The organism is Thioclava sp. GXIMD2076 (assembly GCF_037949795.1).
GTDB lineage: Bacteria > Pseudomonadota > Alphaproteobacteria > Rhodobacterales > Rhodobacteraceae > Thioclava > Thioclava kandeliae.
On sequence record NZ_CP149932.1, the window covers coordinates 619,507 to 633,096 of the forward strand.

Annotated in this window: 13 protein-coding genes; 2 read left to right on the forward strand and 11 right to left on the reverse strand. The window is 62.6% G+C overall.

Annotated features, from left to right (window positions below; genetic code table 11):
- Positions 1-104: 104 nt before the first annotated feature.
- The 5 genes from WDB91_RS03090 to rbfA all read right to left on the reverse strand — a co-directional run bounded on the left by WDB91_RS03090 (position 105) and on the right by rbfA (position 3,899).
- Positions 105-1,052 carry a calcium-binding protein gene (locus tag WDB91_RS03090; RefSeq protein ID WP_339113708.1) on the reverse strand — a complete coding sequence of 316 codons (948 nt, stop codon included), beginning with the start codon at positions 1,050-1,052 and terminating at the stop codon, positions 105-107.
- 105 nt (positions 1,053-1,157) lie between these two features.
- Positions 1,158-1,676, reverse strand: a complete 519-nt coding sequence (locus WDB91_RS03095) for a DUF1643 domain-containing protein (RefSeq protein WP_339113709.1) — start codon at positions 1,674-1,676, stop codon at positions 1,158-1,160.
- 56 nt (positions 1,677-1,732) lie between these two features.
- Positions 1,733-2,635, reverse strand: coding sequence for a tRNA pseudouridine(55) synthase TruB (truB, locus tag WDB91_RS03100; RefSeq protein WP_339113710.1), 903 nt, complete (start codon positions 2,633-2,635; stop codon positions 1,733-1,735).
- A 90-nt stretch (positions 2,636-2,725) separates the two neighbouring features.
- Positions 2,726-3,505 carry a phosphodiester glycosidase family protein gene (locus WDB91_RS03105; RefSeq protein WP_339113711.1) on the reverse strand — a complete coding sequence of 260 codons (780 nt, stop codon included), beginning with the start codon at positions 3,503-3,505 and terminating at the stop codon, positions 2,726-2,728.
- Entirely contained in the window at positions 3,474-3,899 is a 426-nt protein-coding gene (gene rbfA / locus WDB91_RS03110) for a 30S ribosome-binding factor RbfA (RefSeq protein WP_339113712.1), read from the reverse strand. The genes WDB91_RS03105 and rbfA overlap by 32 nt, the downstream gene beginning before the upstream one ends.
- A gap of 133 nt (positions 3,900-4,032) precedes the next feature.
- Between rbfA and dapB the strand changes: the two genes are divergently transcribed.
- Positions 4,033-4,839: a 4-hydroxy-tetrahydrodipicolinate reductase gene (dapB, locus tag WDB91_RS03115; protein ID WP_339113713.1), complete on the forward strand. Its 807-nt coding sequence runs from the start codon at positions 4,033-4,035 to the stop codon at positions 4,837-4,839.
- Between the two features lie 60 nt (positions 4,840-4,899).
- Here dapB and infB read toward each other — a convergent pair whose 3' ends face one another.
- From infB to pip, 5 genes are all read right to left on the reverse strand, one after another.
- Positions 4,900-7,428: a translation initiation factor IF-2 gene (gene infB / locus WDB91_RS03120; RefSeq protein WP_339113714.1), complete on the reverse strand. Its 2,529-nt coding sequence runs from the start codon at positions 7,426-7,428 to the stop codon at positions 4,900-4,902.
- The gene (locus tag WDB91_RS03125) at positions 7,425-8,057 is read right to left on the reverse strand and encodes an RNA-binding protein (protein ID WP_339113715.1); all 633 of its coding nucleotides are present in this window, start codon (positions 8,055-8,057) and stop codon (positions 7,425-7,427) included. Before WDB91_RS03125 ends, infB begins: the two co-directional genes overlap by 4 nt.
- 23 nt (positions 8,058-8,080) lie before the next feature.
- Positions 8,081-9,694, reverse strand: a complete 1,614-nt coding sequence (gene nusA, locus WDB91_RS03130) for a transcription termination factor NusA (RefSeq protein ID WP_339113716.1) — start codon at positions 9,692-9,694, stop codon at positions 8,081-8,083.
- Entirely contained in the window at positions 9,694-10,287 is a 594-nt protein-coding gene (rimP, locus tag WDB91_RS03135) for a ribosome maturation factor RimP (RefSeq protein WP_339113717.1), read from the reverse strand. The genes nusA and rimP overlap by 1 nt, the downstream gene beginning before the upstream one ends.
- Before the next feature lie 170 nt (positions 10,288-10,457).
- Positions 10,458-11,429: a prolyl aminopeptidase gene (gene pip, locus WDB91_RS03140; protein ID WP_339113718.1), complete on the reverse strand. Its 972-nt coding sequence runs from the start codon at positions 11,427-11,429 to the stop codon at positions 10,458-10,460.
- Positions 11,430-11,496: 67 nt separating this feature from the next.
- Between pip and ubiG the strand changes: the two genes are divergently transcribed.
- Positions 11,497-12,240, forward strand: coding sequence for a bifunctional 2-polyprenyl-6-hydroxyphenol methylase/3-demethylubiquinol 3-O-methyltransferase UbiG (ubiG, locus tag WDB91_RS03145; RefSeq protein WP_339113719.1), 744 nt, complete (start codon positions 11,497-11,499; stop codon positions 12,238-12,240).
- Here the strand turns inward: ubiG and WDB91_RS03150 are convergent, their stop codons facing one another.
- Positions 12,241-13,383 carry a type III PLP-dependent enzyme gene (locus WDB91_RS03150; RefSeq protein ID WP_339113720.1) on the reverse strand — a complete coding sequence of 381 codons (1,143 nt, stop codon included), beginning with the start codon at positions 13,381-13,383 and terminating at the stop codon, positions 12,241-12,243.
- Between the last annotated feature and the right edge of the window lie 207 nt (positions 13,384-13,590).

Genomic DNA, 13,590 nt, shown 5'->3' on the forward strand with positions numbered 1-13,590 from the left:
GGATGTCGTCCAGCAGGGTCCATAGAACACGCCTCCCTCAGGGAAGCGATGGGCGCAGTTACACCGAATCGCACCAAAAATAAAGCCCCAATCACCGGACCCGGTTACTGGGCCGTCATCTGCGCCTCGAACGCCGCGCGCGCGACCAGTTGCAGATCCTCCAGCGTCACGCCCTCTTCGGAGTGCACCTGCGCCAGCCGCTGCCCGTCAAGCGTGATCCATGCGCCCGTGTCATCCTCTTCCAATCCGAGTTCCGGGTCGGCAACCAGCGCGGTGTCATAGACGACAACGATGCGGTCCTCGGCAGGATCGAAATCGGCAATCACGGCAGGCGCATCCCCTTGCCATGCCCCCAGCACGAAGGCATCGCCATCCTCGCCGCCCGAAAGATAATCGCCATGTCCTGCAATCAGCGTATCGGCTCCCGTGCCCCCGTTGAGGTAATCGCCCGTATCCTGATCCTCTTCCAAATCGCTGGTGCCCCATAGGAGGTCATCGCCGCCATTGCCATCCAGCTCGTCCGAGCCCGGACCGCCAGACAGTCTGTCATCGCCCGCCCCGCCCTGCACCGCATCATCTCCTGCGCCGCCCGACAGGGTGTCTGCGCCCTCGCCGCCCTGCAGGCTATCATCGCCCGCCCCGCCCGTCAGGCTGTCATCGCCACTTCCGCCCCGCAGAAGATCATCGCCCTCCGCTCCGACAAGGAAGTCCTCGCCCCATTCGCCGCTCAGCGTATCATCGCCCGTCCCGCCCAGAAGCGTATCATCGCCCTCCGCGCCCCAGAGCTGGTCATCGCCCGCGCGCCCCGTCAGGCTGTCATCGCCCCCGTAGCCGTTGATCTGGTCATCGCCTGCGCCGCCCGTGATCACCTCATCCGTAGGACCACCACCGATAATCCGGTCCCCCGCTTCCGTCAGGGGACTGTCCTCCATAACGGGGCTTATCTCCTGTGCATCCTCTTCGTCATCGGCCTCATCGGTGCGGAAACCGCCCGCAAAGGCCGCACCCGCCCCCGCCACCAGCAGCCCGACCAATCCCGTCAGAAACAACATTCCACTCTCCTCGCGCCCCCCAGCGAGGAAGAACATTACAGCAACATCACAAGATTCCCTAAGGGCAATCGCGAAATGGGAAGGCTTTCTGGTGCTATGGTAAACTCACCCCCAGAGCACCGGCTGCTGCGCGTAGCTGATATAAAGAGGATGTTTGGGCGCGCCGGCCTGTGTCAGGCCCAGATGGTAGAGCGGGCGATCGGCCCCGCGCAAAAGCGCCTCGACAACCGCGCCACGGCCCAGATGTGCCCCATGTGCGCCCCATGCGCAGATCACCCGATCCTCGGGGCCGGACACCCAATCGAGGCTCTCGAGGATGGCGCGGTCGTTCTCGGGGCCGACCGGATCTGGCTGGGCCCGCATCACCTTGGGGTCGGTGGCGCGATAGGCGAAGATATTGGTCACGCGGAACGCCCCGAATCCCAACACCCGTGCACGGCGCTCGCAGCGCTCCACGGTCGGGTCGTTCTGCACCTCGGTCGCGGTCGAGGGGTTGAGCATGATGAACAGCGCGCGCGGGCCTTTCGGGTCCCATACACGGGTCAGCAGATACCGGAACTGCTCGTCATCGGAATAGACCGCGATGGAAGCCGCATCGCCCTTGAGAAACTCGCGCGTGACCATGAGGCCGTCCTTTCGCCAAGGCAAAGGCCGGAGGAAATCCACCGGCCTGTCAAGGATTACAGATTAAAGACGCGGCTCGGATGCAACTCGCCCGCCTTGTAGGTGCCTACAGCCAGCGGCACCCCCTCATAGGACACCCATGCCTCATCGCCATACTCGCAGGCCGAGGCCAGCACCATTCCCGGGTTGCCATTGCGCAGGCGCACCGCGCCCTCGGGGGTGCATTTCAGCTCGGGCAGATCCGCCAGACCGATCTCCAGCGGCTGCACGCGGGCATCCAGCTCGGGCGTCTTGGCCAGCTCATCCAGCGTCTCGAGGCTGATCCCCTGCGCGGCCTCGAACGGGCCGGACCATTCGCGGCGCAGCCACAGGACATGGCCCAAGCACCCCAGCACTTGCCCCAGATCACGGGCGATCGAGCGCACATAACCGCCCTTGCCGCAGACCATTTCCAGCTCGACCGTATCGACATCGACCCGCGAGACCAGCGTCAGGCTCTCGACCCAGAGGGGGCGTGCGGCCAGCTCCATTTCCTCGCCCTTGCGGGCCAAGGCATAGGCGCGCTCGCCATCCACCTTCACGGCAGAAAACTGCGGCGGCACCTGCATGATATCGCCCACAAATTGCGGAAGTGCCGCGCGGATATCGTCATCGCTCGGACGCTTGTCCGAAGTCTCGATGACTTCGCCCTCGGCATCATCAGTATTGGTGGCAGCCCCCAGGCGCACCTGGAAACGGTAGCACTTGTCGGCATCGGTGATATAGGGAACGGTCTTCGTGGCCTCGCCCAAGGCCACGGCCAGCACGCCGGTTGCTGCCGGATCCAGCGTGCCCGCATGGCCAGCCTTCTTGGCGCCAAGCGCCCAACGCACTTTGTTGACAACGGATGTCGAGGTAATACCGGCGGGCTTATCGATAATCAGCCAGCCCGAAACATCCCGACCTTTTTTGCGTGCCATTGCCCGTCCTTCGCTTGACCAGATCTGCAAGGCGCCCTGCTAGCTCAAGGGCGTCATCCGGTCAACCTGCCGTCGAGAGTATCGACAGGGTCACTCGGCAGGCGCGGGCTTGGGGCGCACAAGCCCGACAATCGGCCCCATCGGCAGGCCGAAATCGGCGCGGTTCTCGGACGGATCGACCAACCGCGAGATCTTGCCATCGAAATAGAGCGCATTGCGTGCACCCAGCTCGTCACGGAAGAGCCGCGCGAAGAGGTGGAAATTCACCGGTGTCTCGGAAATCGCGAACCATGCGTGTTTGCCATCCGCCGACACGCCCACTCCGTTACGGATGTTCAGGCTGTCGCTATCGGGCAGGAATTTCGGATGAAGCGCCCCGTCAATCACCAGCATCGGGCCGGATTGCGTCGCATAGGTGCAGGTGGGCGGATCGGCGTTGAAGCTGCGCGATTCCATCACCGTCAGACGGTCGGGTGCAATACAGAACACGCCATTGGGCAGCAGCCCGAAATTCCCCGGCCCTTCGGAGGTGACAATCGGGCGCTCTTGCTGCCCCTTCTCGACATAGAGCCCCACGGGGCGACGATCCGAGTGATACATCCCCGCATTCATCGCAAAGCCCAGAACTTCGTCGGAGCCCAGCTGACCTTCCAGGCGCTCGGGGGTGCCGATCAGCTGTCCGGACGGATCGTTCCACCATAGCCGCAGATCATCGCCTGCATCGGCCTCGCATACGGTAAAGGCCGCGCCATCGAAATCGACCCGATGGCAAGGGTCATCAGCGGTCTGCGCCCAGAGTGGGCGCGAGACCAGAGCCAGAAGGGCAAGGATCAGGAAATTAGTCCAGATCTTCGTCATCATCGTCATCATGACGGGCCACATCACGCTGCACCGTCTCGTCCGAGAACAGACGGCGGGTTTCATCCATACGGTCATAGGTCTCGTCCAGGCGGAACCGCAGATCGGGAGTGAATTTCAGGGTCAGGCTCTTGCCCACCATATGGCGGATCTCGCCCTTGTTGCGGGCCAGAGCCTTGATCAGCCCCTCCTCCCCCCTGCCGCCCAGAGGGGTGACATAGGCGGTGGCGACCTTCAGGTCGGGCGAACAGCGCACCTCGCCCACCGTCACGGACACGCCGGACAGATCGGGATCATGCACATCGCCGCGCAGCAGGATGTCAGACAATGCACGACGGATCAGCTCGCCCACGCGGAGCTGCCGTTGAGAGGGCCCTTCGGCCGAATTGAAGCGGTTCTTTGCCATACTTCCGCACATAGACATTTGCAGCCCGTCACGCAATGCCCCTGATAGGCAGGGGCGCATGAGGCTTTGCCAACACTTGGCACTCAGGATAAGCAGGGTCGCAACTGAAAGGCCAATAACGAAAGAGAGAACCATGGGTGAACTTCCCGGAATCGTCATCACAGGGGCCTCGGGCCGTATGGGGCAGATGCTGATCCGCAGCGTCGTGGCCTCCGACAAAGTGCAGCTGGCCGGCGCGGTCGTGCGGCAGGGCAACGGATGGGCCGGCCGCGATCTGGGCGAGCTGATGGGGCTGGGCCATGGCGTCGTGGTCACCGATGACCCGCTCGAAGCCTTTGCCAAGGCCCAGGCGGTGATCGACTTCACCACCCCCGAAGCCACGCTGGAATTTGCCGAACTCGCCGCGCAGGCACGCGCCACCCATGTGATCGGCACGACAGGGTTCACCGATGAGCAGCTCGAGGCGCTGAAACCCGCGGCCTTCCATGCGGTGCAGGTGCGCGCGGGCAATATGAGCCTTGGCGTGAACCTGCTGACCCAGCTGACGAAAAAGGTGGCCCAAGCGCTGGATGAGGAGTGGGATATCGAGGTGATCGAGGCCCATCACAACCGCAAGGTCGATGCGCCTTCGGGCACCGCACTGATGCTGGGCGAGGCCGCAGCCGAGGGCCGTGGCATCCGGCTTGCCGATCACCGCGAAGCCGGTCGCGACGGCATCACCGGCGCGCGCGAGAAAGGCGCCATCGGCTTCTCCGCCATCCGTGGTGGCGATATCGTGGGCGAACATGATGTGCTGTTTGCGGGCATGGGCGAGCGGATCATCCTGCGCCATATGGCGACCGATCGCGGCATCTTCGCCCGCGGAGCGGTGAAAGCGGCGCTCTGGGGTCAGGACAAGGACCCCGGGCAATATGATATGATGGATGTGCTGGGGCTCTGAGCCCCGCCCTTTCGCGCAATAAAAAAGGCGGCCTCGCGGGCCGCCTTTTCTTGTGTCTGATCAGAGCGAGCGTTCGATCTCTTCGCGCTCGAAGATCTCGATGACATCGCCGGGGCGGATATCCTCGTAACGCTCGAAGGCCATACCGCATTCCTGACCGGAGATGACTTCCTTGACCTCGTCCTTGAAGCGCTTGAGCGTCTTCAAGGTGCCTTCGTGGATCACCACATCCTCGCGCAGCAGACGCACGCCTGCCGAACGGCGGGCAACGCCCTCGGTGACCAAGCAGCCTGCAACCTTGCCGACGCCGGTAACCTTGAAGACTTCGCGAATCTCCGCATAGCCGATGAAGTTCTCGCGGATCTCGGCCGACAGCAGGCCCGATGCGGCCGCTTTGATGTCATCCACCAGATCATAGATGATCGAGTAATAGCGGATCTCGACACCTTTCTGGTTGGCCGAGCTGCGCGCCGGAGCGTTGGCACGGACGTTGAAGCCGATGACCGGCGCCTGGCTTGCTTCGGCCAGACCGATATCGGATTCGGTGATCGCACCCACACCCGAATGGATGACGCGCACGCGCACTTCCTCGTTGCCGATCTTCTCGAGCGCCTGAACGATCGCCTCGGTCGACCCCTGCACGTCGGCCTTGACCACAACGGCCAGTTCCGAAACGCTCTTGTCGGCCTTGGCTTTCGCCATCAGCTGCTCCAGCGTTGTCGCCGCACCGGCAGCCGCACGTTTGTCCTTGGCGGCCGAGATACGGTAATCCGCGATCTCGCGGGCCTGTGCCTCGGTTTCAACCACGTTCAACACGTCGCCTGCTTCGGGCGTACCGTTGAGGCCGAGCACCTCGACCGGAACCGACGGACCGGCTTCATCGACGCGGTCACCGCGATCGTTGATCAGCGCGCGGACCTTACCCCACTGCTCGCCCACGACGAAGATATCGCCGCGCTTGAGCGTGCCGTGCTGCACCAGAACGGTGGCAACCGGACCACGACCCACATCGAGCTTGGCTTCGATCACCGCACCCTGCGCCTGACGGTTCGGGTTGGCTTTCAGTTCGAGGATCTCTGCCTGAAGCGCGATGGCGTCCAGCAGGGTATCAAGCCCCTTGCCCGATTTGGCCGACACTTCAACGGTCTGGACGTCGCCGCCCATCTCTTCGACAACCACGTTATGCTGCAGAAGCTCGGTGCGCACGCGCTGTGCGTTTGCCTCGTGCTTGTCGATCTTGTTGATCGCCACGATCATCGGCACATTCGCCGCTTTCGCGTGGTTGATCGCCTCGATCGTCTGCGGCATGACCGAATCGTCTGCCGCCACAACCAGGATGACAACGTCGGTCACATTAGCACCGCGTGCCCGCATCGACGTGAACGCCGCGTGGCCGGGGGTGTCGAGGAAGGTCAGAACCGCCCCGCTATCGGTGGTCACCTGATAGGCGCCGATATGCTGGGTGATGCCGCCGGCCTCACCGGAAACGACATTCGCCTTACGGATCGCATCCAGAAGCGAGGTCTTGCCGTGGTCCACGTGGCCCATGATGGTCACGATCGGCGGACGCGGCTGAAGATCTTCATCCTTGTCCTGAACCGTGTCGATCACCTGCTCGACATCCGCATCCGAAACGCGCACCGCGCGGTGGCCGAATTCCTCGATCACCAGTTCTGCGGTATCGACATCAAGCGGCTGGTTTGCGGTCACCATCATACCCATTTTCATGAGCGATTTCACCACATCCGCAGTCCGTTCGGCCATACGGTTGGCAAGCTCGCCGACCAGAATGGTTTCCGGCAGCTGGACATCGCGCACCTGCTTCTCGGCGCGACCGCTATCCATGCCCTTCTGACGCTGACGCTCCTGCTTGCGCTTCATCGACGCGAGCGAGCGCTGGCGCCCTTCGCGGCCGGTCAGCGCATCATTGAGCGACAGCTTGCCCGAACGGCGGCTCTCGTCCTTGGCAGCTTTGCCACGCGAATCGCGGTCGCTGCTGCGATCACGCTCACGATCAGTCTTGCGCGGACCCGAGGCCGAAACCCCTTTGGTCTCGGCACGCGAAGCAGCGGCCTCTGCAGCGGCGCGGTCTTGCGGCGCGGCAGGTGCGTCGGCTTTGGGAGCCTTGCGGACCTCTTCCTTCTTCTTCGCACGCAGTTCGGCCTCGCGCGCCTTGCGCTCGTCCTCTTCTGCCTTCAGGCGCAGCGCTTCTTCGCGCTCACGCTCTTCTTTCTCTTTTGCTTCCTGCTCGGCGCGACGACGCTCGCGCTCTTCCTCGCGGGCCTTTTCCTCGGCCTCACGGGTTGCAGCTTCCTCGACTTCGCGTGCTTTTGCAGCCTGGAGCGCCTTCAGACGGCGCTCCATCTCGGCATCGGAGATGCCTGCAGGGCGTTTTTTAGGGTCACCCAAATTCGGGCGCGAGCCGGAGGGCTTGCCGGCCGCACCGGCCGCAGGCTTGTTCACGACCCGTTTCTTGGTCTTGGTTTCCACCACCACGCTCTTGGTGCGCCCGTGGCTGAAGCTCTGCTTCACCGAACCGGGGCGTGCGCCACCAAGACCGAGGGTTTTTTTGCCGTCCGTATCGCTCATGCCGTCTTCGTATCCTTACTGGCAGCCGCTTTGCCGCCGTCCTGCTTGCGCATCCCCGCAAGCCTTGCCGCTTCTGTTATGACACGCGGAGTGAGTCCACCAGAACCAAGCGCGCCGTGTATTGCACGATCACGCCCAAAAGCCAAACCCAATTCCGCGCTGGTCAGGCAACCGAACCAACGGCTGCCTTCGGGGGTCCAGAGCTTGCCCTTCCCGCGTTCCGATCCATCGGTCGCCTGGAAGAGTACCTTTGCCCGACCTTCCGCGAGCCAGCCCTTGACCTTTTCAAAGCCACATACGGCTTTGCCAGATTTCCTGACCAAGGAGATAAGCTCGACCACGCGTTGTGCAAGAGCCTGATCGACGAGATCCGCCAGATTATCCGGCGCCTCCGCCTTGGTTTTTGCGCCACGGGAGAACAATCCCTTGGCAACTGCCTTCTCGATGATCTCGCGATCCGAGGTCACCCAGATCCCCCGACCCGGCAGTTTTTCTGCCACGTCGGGATAGATCAGACCGTCCGGCCCCAGCACGAAACGCACAAGCCCGGCCTTGGGCTGCACGTCTTGCGTGACGATGCAGCGCCGTTCCGACTCGTCATTTGTTTTGTCTCGCCCACCACGGCTCATGATCGGTCCGATCCCCTTCTCTTTCAGGCCTTGGGCTCTTCGCCCTCGGCCTCTTCTACGTCTGCCGCTGCTTCCAGCTCGGTCGGGTCAACCCAACCCAGCTGAACGCGTGCGGTCATAACCATTGTCTGCGCATCTTCCAGCGAGACGTCGAACGCCTCCAGAAGACCGTCGTCTTTCTGGCGCTTGCCATCGACGGTGGTCCAGCCACCGGCCAGCTCCCAGTCGGCGCAGGTCGCGAAATCTTCCAGCGTCTTCACGCCGTCTTTTGCCAGCGCCTCGACCATCGGTGCGGTCAGACCTTCGACCTCGAAGAGGCTGTCCTCGGCACCAAGCGCGCGAGCGCTCTCGATGGCCTTGCGGTTCAGCTCCTCGATATAATCGCGGGCGCGGGCCTGGAGTTCCTCGGCGGTGCCATCATCGATACCTTCGATGGACATCAGCTCGTCGCTCTCGACATAGGCCACCTCCTCGAGAGTGGTGAAGCCTTCCGAAACCAGAAGTTGGGCAAAGAACTCGTCGATATCAAGTGCATCCACGAACAGTTTGGTCCGCTCTGCGAATTCGGCCTGACGGCGGCTCGATTCATCGGCCTCGGTCATGATGTCGATGTCGAGACCGGTCAGCTGCGAGGCAAGACGCACGTTCTGGCCGCGACGGCCGATGGCCAGCGACAGCTGCTCGTCGGGCACAACCACTTCAATCTTCTGCGCTTCTTCATCGAAGACCACTTTCGACACTTCTGCCGGCTGCAGCGCGTTCACGAGGAAGGTCGCGGTATCTTCGTTCCACGGAATAATGTCGATCTTCTCGCCCTGCAGCTCGCCCACGACGGCCTGCACACGCGAACCGCGCATACCGACGCAAGCGCCGACGGGGTCGATCGAATTGTCATGCGAGATCACGGCGATCTTCGCACGCGAGCCCGGATCACGGGCCACGGCCTTGATCTCGATGATGCCGTCATAGATCTCCGGCACTTCCATCTTGAACAGTTCCGCCATGAATTGCGGATCGGTGCGCGACAGGAAGATCTGCGGGCCACGGGTCTCGCGGCGCACGTCTTTCACGAAGCAGCGGATGCGGTCGCTCGGGCGGTAGGATTCGCGGCCGATCTTCTCGTTGCGGCGCAGGATACCCTCACCACGACCGATATCGACGATGATATTGCCGTATTCCTCGCGCTTGACCACACCATTGATGATGGTGCCCTTGCGATCCTTGAACTCGTCGAACTGGCGGTCACGCTCAGCTTCGCGCACGCGCTGCAGGATCACCTGCTTGGCGGATTGCGCGGCGATGCGGCCCAGATCGACCGGGGGAACCTCGTCGATGATCTCGTCACCGATCTCCGGCTCTGCCTTGTATTGCTTGGCCTGCTTGACGGTCAGCTCTGCCTGATAGTTTTCCAGATCTTCGTCGGCCACGACGGTGCGCACCCGCGTGAAGGTCGCACGACCGGTCTTGCGGTCGATATGGACGCGGATGTCCATTTCCGAGCCGTAACGGGACTTTGCCGCACGGGCCAGCGAATCCTCCATCGCCTCGATCACCAGATCGGGGTCGATCATCTTTTCGCGGGCCACGGCCTCGGCGGTCTGCAGCAGTTCAAGCTGGTTGGCAGAGGTGATTGCCATCACTCTTTCTCCTCGTCGGAAGCATCCGTATCCGTTTCGATCTCGTCGAATTGGGTTTCATCAATCGCACCAGAGGCTTTCTTCTGGCGCAGCATCTCGTCAATCAGGTCGTCGGTCAGCACGAGTTTTGCATCCGACAGCCAGTCGAATTGCAGACCGATGGTCACCGTCTCGCCCTGTTCTTCCAGCTCGAGAAGGACCTCCTCGCCCTCCGTGCCACGGATAAAACCTTTGAAGCGGCGGCGGCCGTCGATCATCTCGGAGGTCTCGATCTTCGCCTCGTAGCCTTCCCATGCGTCGAAATCCTTCAGACGCGTCAGCGGGCGGTCGATACCCGGCGAGGAGACCTCGAGATGGTAATTCTCCTCGATCGGGTCTTCCACATCCAGAACGGCACTCACCGCGGTCGAGATCTTGGCGCAATCGTCCACGATGATACCGCCCTCGGGGCGATCAGCCATGATCTGGAGCGTTGCCGTCCTGCCGCCCTGCAGGCGGATACGAATCAACTCGAAACCCAGCCCCTCAATGGTGGGCTGAACAATATCTGCCAAACGCCGGTCGATGGCGGTCTTTGCGATGAGGTCGGTCATGTCCGTCCTTCGTTGAATGCCTTGACCCGTATAACAAAAAACGGGCCAAGCGGCCCGTTACATAGGTTCGGTGGATGCCGAGCCAAGCCCGACACGCCGCTGTTGGCCCTGTCTATAGCTTACAGAACGCCTGTTTGCAAGCGTTTCGCGCAGGCCCCGCTTTCGGAGCCTCAGCGACGCAGCCTGTCCATGATGCCCACCAGCGCCTGCGTGATACGCGGCTCCGACAGCGCATGCCCCGAGGCTGGCACCATCTGCAGTTCGGCCAGCGGCCAGTCCCGCGCCAGACGCCATGCCGAAAGCGGCGGGCAGATCATATCCATCCGCCCCTGCACGATCATGGTCGGGATATGCTCGATCCGGTGACGGTCACGCAAGATCTGGCCATCCTCGTCGAGAAAGGCCCTGTTGGTAAAATAGTGATTTTCCAGACGCGCGAACGCACGGGCATAATCCGCCGGCGCCTCGCCCATATGGCCGTCAGTATCCACCGATGCCAGAGCGTTTTCCCACATCGTCCAGATGCGGGCATGGCGGGCCTCGGTCACATAATCGCCGCAGAAGAGGCGTTTGTGATAGGCCCCGACGAGATCGTCGCGTTCCTCCTCGGGGATCTGCTCGCAAAAGCGGGCCCACAGATCGGGGAAGAACTGCCCCGCGCCGCCCCCGTAAAACCAGTCGATCTCGCGCTGCATCGCCAGAAACACACCGCGCAGCACCAGCGCCTGCACATGGTCCGGATGCGCCTCGGCATAGATCAGCGCCAGCGTTGCCCCCCAGCTGCCGCCGAAAACGATCCAGCGCTCGATCCCGAGGGTTTGACGAATCAGCTCGATATCGGCGACCAGATGCCATGTGGTATTATGCTCCACCGAGGCCTGCGGCTTGGACAGCCCGCAACCACGCTGGTCGAAGAGCACGATCCGGTAATGGGCCGGATCGAAGAACCGGCGCATCGCGGGGCTGCACCCGCCCCCCGGACCGCCATGGAACACTACCACGGGCACGCCATGCGGATTGCCCGATTGCTCGACATACAGCTGATGGCCATCGCCCACATCCAGCATCCGCCGGTCGAAAGGCTCGATCGGCGGGTAAAGATATGATGTCGGCTGACGTTTTTGACCTGCAGTTCTATCCATGATCAGACTATATAGCGCAAAACGGTGCTCCACCACGGGGCAGAGGCAGATATTTCGAGGGCAAAGCATGTCAGACGCGAAATCGACGATCAATCCCGATGAGGTCGCCAAATTTGAGGCGATGGCCGCCGAATGGTGGGACCCGAACGGCAAGTTCCGCCCGCTGCACCAGATGAACCCTTGCCGCCTCGACTATCTGACCACACAGATCGCAGCGCAATTCGGCCGCAACCTGCGCGACGCACGACCTTTTGAAGGGCTGCGCATTCTGGATATCGGCTGTGGCGGCGGGCTCCTGTCGGAACCGATGGCGCGGCTCGGCGCGACCGTGGTGGGTGTGGATGCCGCTGAAGGCAACCTGCCGGTGGCGCGGCTGCATGCCGAGCAATCGGGGCTCGAGATCGATTACCGCCACGGCACCGCCGAGGCGCTGGCCGCAGATGGCGAGACATTCGACGTGGTTCTGGCGATGGAGATCGTCGAACATGTGGCCGTGCCGCAAGAGTTCATCGAGACCTGTGCGGCGCTGGTGAAATCGGGGGGGATGATGTTTGTCTCCACCCTCAATCGCAATGCCAAGAGCTATATGTTCGCCATCATCGGGGCCGAGCGGATCCTGAAATGGCTCCCCAACGGCACCCATGACTGGGCAAAGTTCATCACCCCCGACGAGCTGGAGGACATGGTCCTGAACGCCCAGCTGGATATGGTCGACCGCAAGGGCATGGTGCTCAACCCCATCACATGGCGCTGGTCCACCTCGGCGCGCGATCTGTCGGTGAATTACGTCACCACCAGCCTGAAGCCCTGATCACACAAGACTGAGCGCCGTGACGATCTCCATCTTGCCGAAACCGCTGAAGCGGGTGTTGGTCACGGCGCTATAGGCCCCCATGCCGTGGAAGACGATGTAATCCTCTTCCTCCAGATCCTCGGGGAGCGCCAGCTGGCTGGGTAGGCGGTCCACCGGATCGCAGGTCGGACCGAAGACCGTGCGCGGGAGCGTTGCGCCCTCGCGCTTGCGGCCATCAGGTCCGTAGCAGGTCAGGCGCTCGATATTGCCCACCAGCGGCAGATCGGCCAGCCCGCCATAGATCCCGTCATTGAGGAACACGTCACCGCCATCGCGCAGCGATTTCACGCGGGTGATATGGGTGAAGGCATCGCCCACCAGCCCCCGCCCCGGCTCGCAGACCAATGCGGGACGCGCCTCGCCAAAGGCCTCGCCCGCCACGCGGTCAATGGTGGTGAAAATCTCCTCGACCTTGGGCGCAGGCCCCGCCTTGCGGTGATTGGGGAATCCCCCGCCCACGTTAAGCCGGTGGAGCCTGACACCTGCCTGCTCCGCAATGCGCGCCGCGGCACGGATGTAGCGGTCCCAGACCATCGGGTCGGTCACCTGCGATCCGGGCTGGAAGGTGAGCGAGGGCTTGAAGCCCGCCTCACCCACATCGCGCAGAAGAGCAACCGCCAGATCCTCGGTCGCGCCGAACTTCGCGCTTGCGTCATAGGCCCCCGTCTCGTCGGCCAGCTCGAAGCGCACCGAGATCTCGCAACCCTCATAGGGCACCAGATCGACCAGCTTCGACAATTCGCTCCGGCTATCGACCGACCAGACCTTCACGCCGGCCTCGACCGCATGGGCGATCTCGGCCCGCCCGCGCACGGGATTATGGTAATGGAGCGCGCAATTGGGCGCGAGGCGGCGGATCAGATCGATCTCGTCGGGCGAGGCCACATCGAAGCCGCGGATACTGGCGGCGGCGAGATTCTCGATCACCATCTCGGCGGGGTTCGATTTGACATCATAGGTCACAAGCCCCGGAAAGCCGCGGATATAGCGCACCGCCGTCTGCTGTAGCACCGCAGGAGAGAAGACCAGCACCGGATGATCGGGCCGGTTCACACGGATAATCTCGGACGGGTTCATCCAGATCGTCTTCGAAACGCCCATCGGCTTTCCTCCCATCATAGTGGCAGCCACCTCTTGCCCCAATGCAGGAACCGCCCTGCGGATGGGTAAGCGCTTACGCAATTCGTTCTCAGGTGAGGCTGTCCGCCCTTCCTGCCTTTCCAGAACTGCGATATGGGGCCAAAGCCCTGCCCTGAAAAGGGCAAATTACCGCGTCACGTCCCCAAAGTGCCAGCTGAACCACCCAAA

Bases quoted from the DNA above. Each gene is read 5' to 3' on its own strand.
- ubiG (WP_339113719.1), top strand. From the start codon at position 11,497: ATGTCAGACGCGAAATCGACGATCAATCCCGATGAGGTCGCCAAATTT.
- rbfA (WP_339113712.1), bottom strand. From the start codon at position 3,899: ATGGCAAAGAACCGCTTCAATTCGGCCGAAGGGCCCTCTCAACGGCAG.
- WDB91_RS03090 (WP_339113708.1), bottom strand. From the start codon at position 1,052: ATGTTGTTTCTGACGGGATTGGTCGGGCTGCTGGTGGCGGGGGCGGGT.
- nusA (WP_339113716.1), bottom strand. From the start codon at position 9,694: ATGGCAATCACCTCTGCCAACCAGCTTGAACTGCTGCAGACCGCCGAG.
- truB (WP_339113710.1), bottom strand. From the start codon at position 2,635: ATGGCACGCAAAAAAGGTCGGGATGTTTCGGGCTGGCTGATTATCGAT.
- pip (WP_339113718.1), bottom strand. From the start codon at position 11,429: ATGGATAGAACTGCAGGTCAAAAACGTCAGCCGACATCATATCTTTAC.
- WDB91_RS03150 (WP_339113720.1), bottom strand. From the start codon at position 13,383: ATGGGCGTTTCGAAGACGATCTGGATGAACCCGTCCGAGATTATCCGT.
- infB (WP_339113714.1), bottom strand. From the start codon at position 7,428: ATGAGCGATACGGACGGCAAAAAAACCCTCGGTCTTGGTGGCGCACGC.
- WDB91_RS03125 (WP_339113715.1), bottom strand. From the start codon at position 8,057: ATGAGCCGTGGTGGGCGAGACAAAACAAATGACGAGTCGGAACGGCGC.
- WDB91_RS03105 (WP_339113711.1), bottom strand. From the start codon at position 3,505: ATGATGACGATGATGACGAAGATCTGGACTAATTTCCTGATCCTTGCC.
- dapB (WP_339113713.1), top strand. From the start codon at position 4,033: ATGGGTGAACTTCCCGGAATCGTCATCACAGGGGCCTCGGGCCGTATG.
- WDB91_RS03095 (WP_339113709.1), bottom strand. From the start codon at position 1,676: ATGGTCACGCGCGAGTTTCTCAAGGGCGATGCGGCTTCCATCGCGGTC.
- rimP (WP_339113717.1), bottom strand. From the start codon at position 10,287: ATGACCGACCTCATCGCAAAGACCGCCATCGACCGGCGTTTGGCAGAT.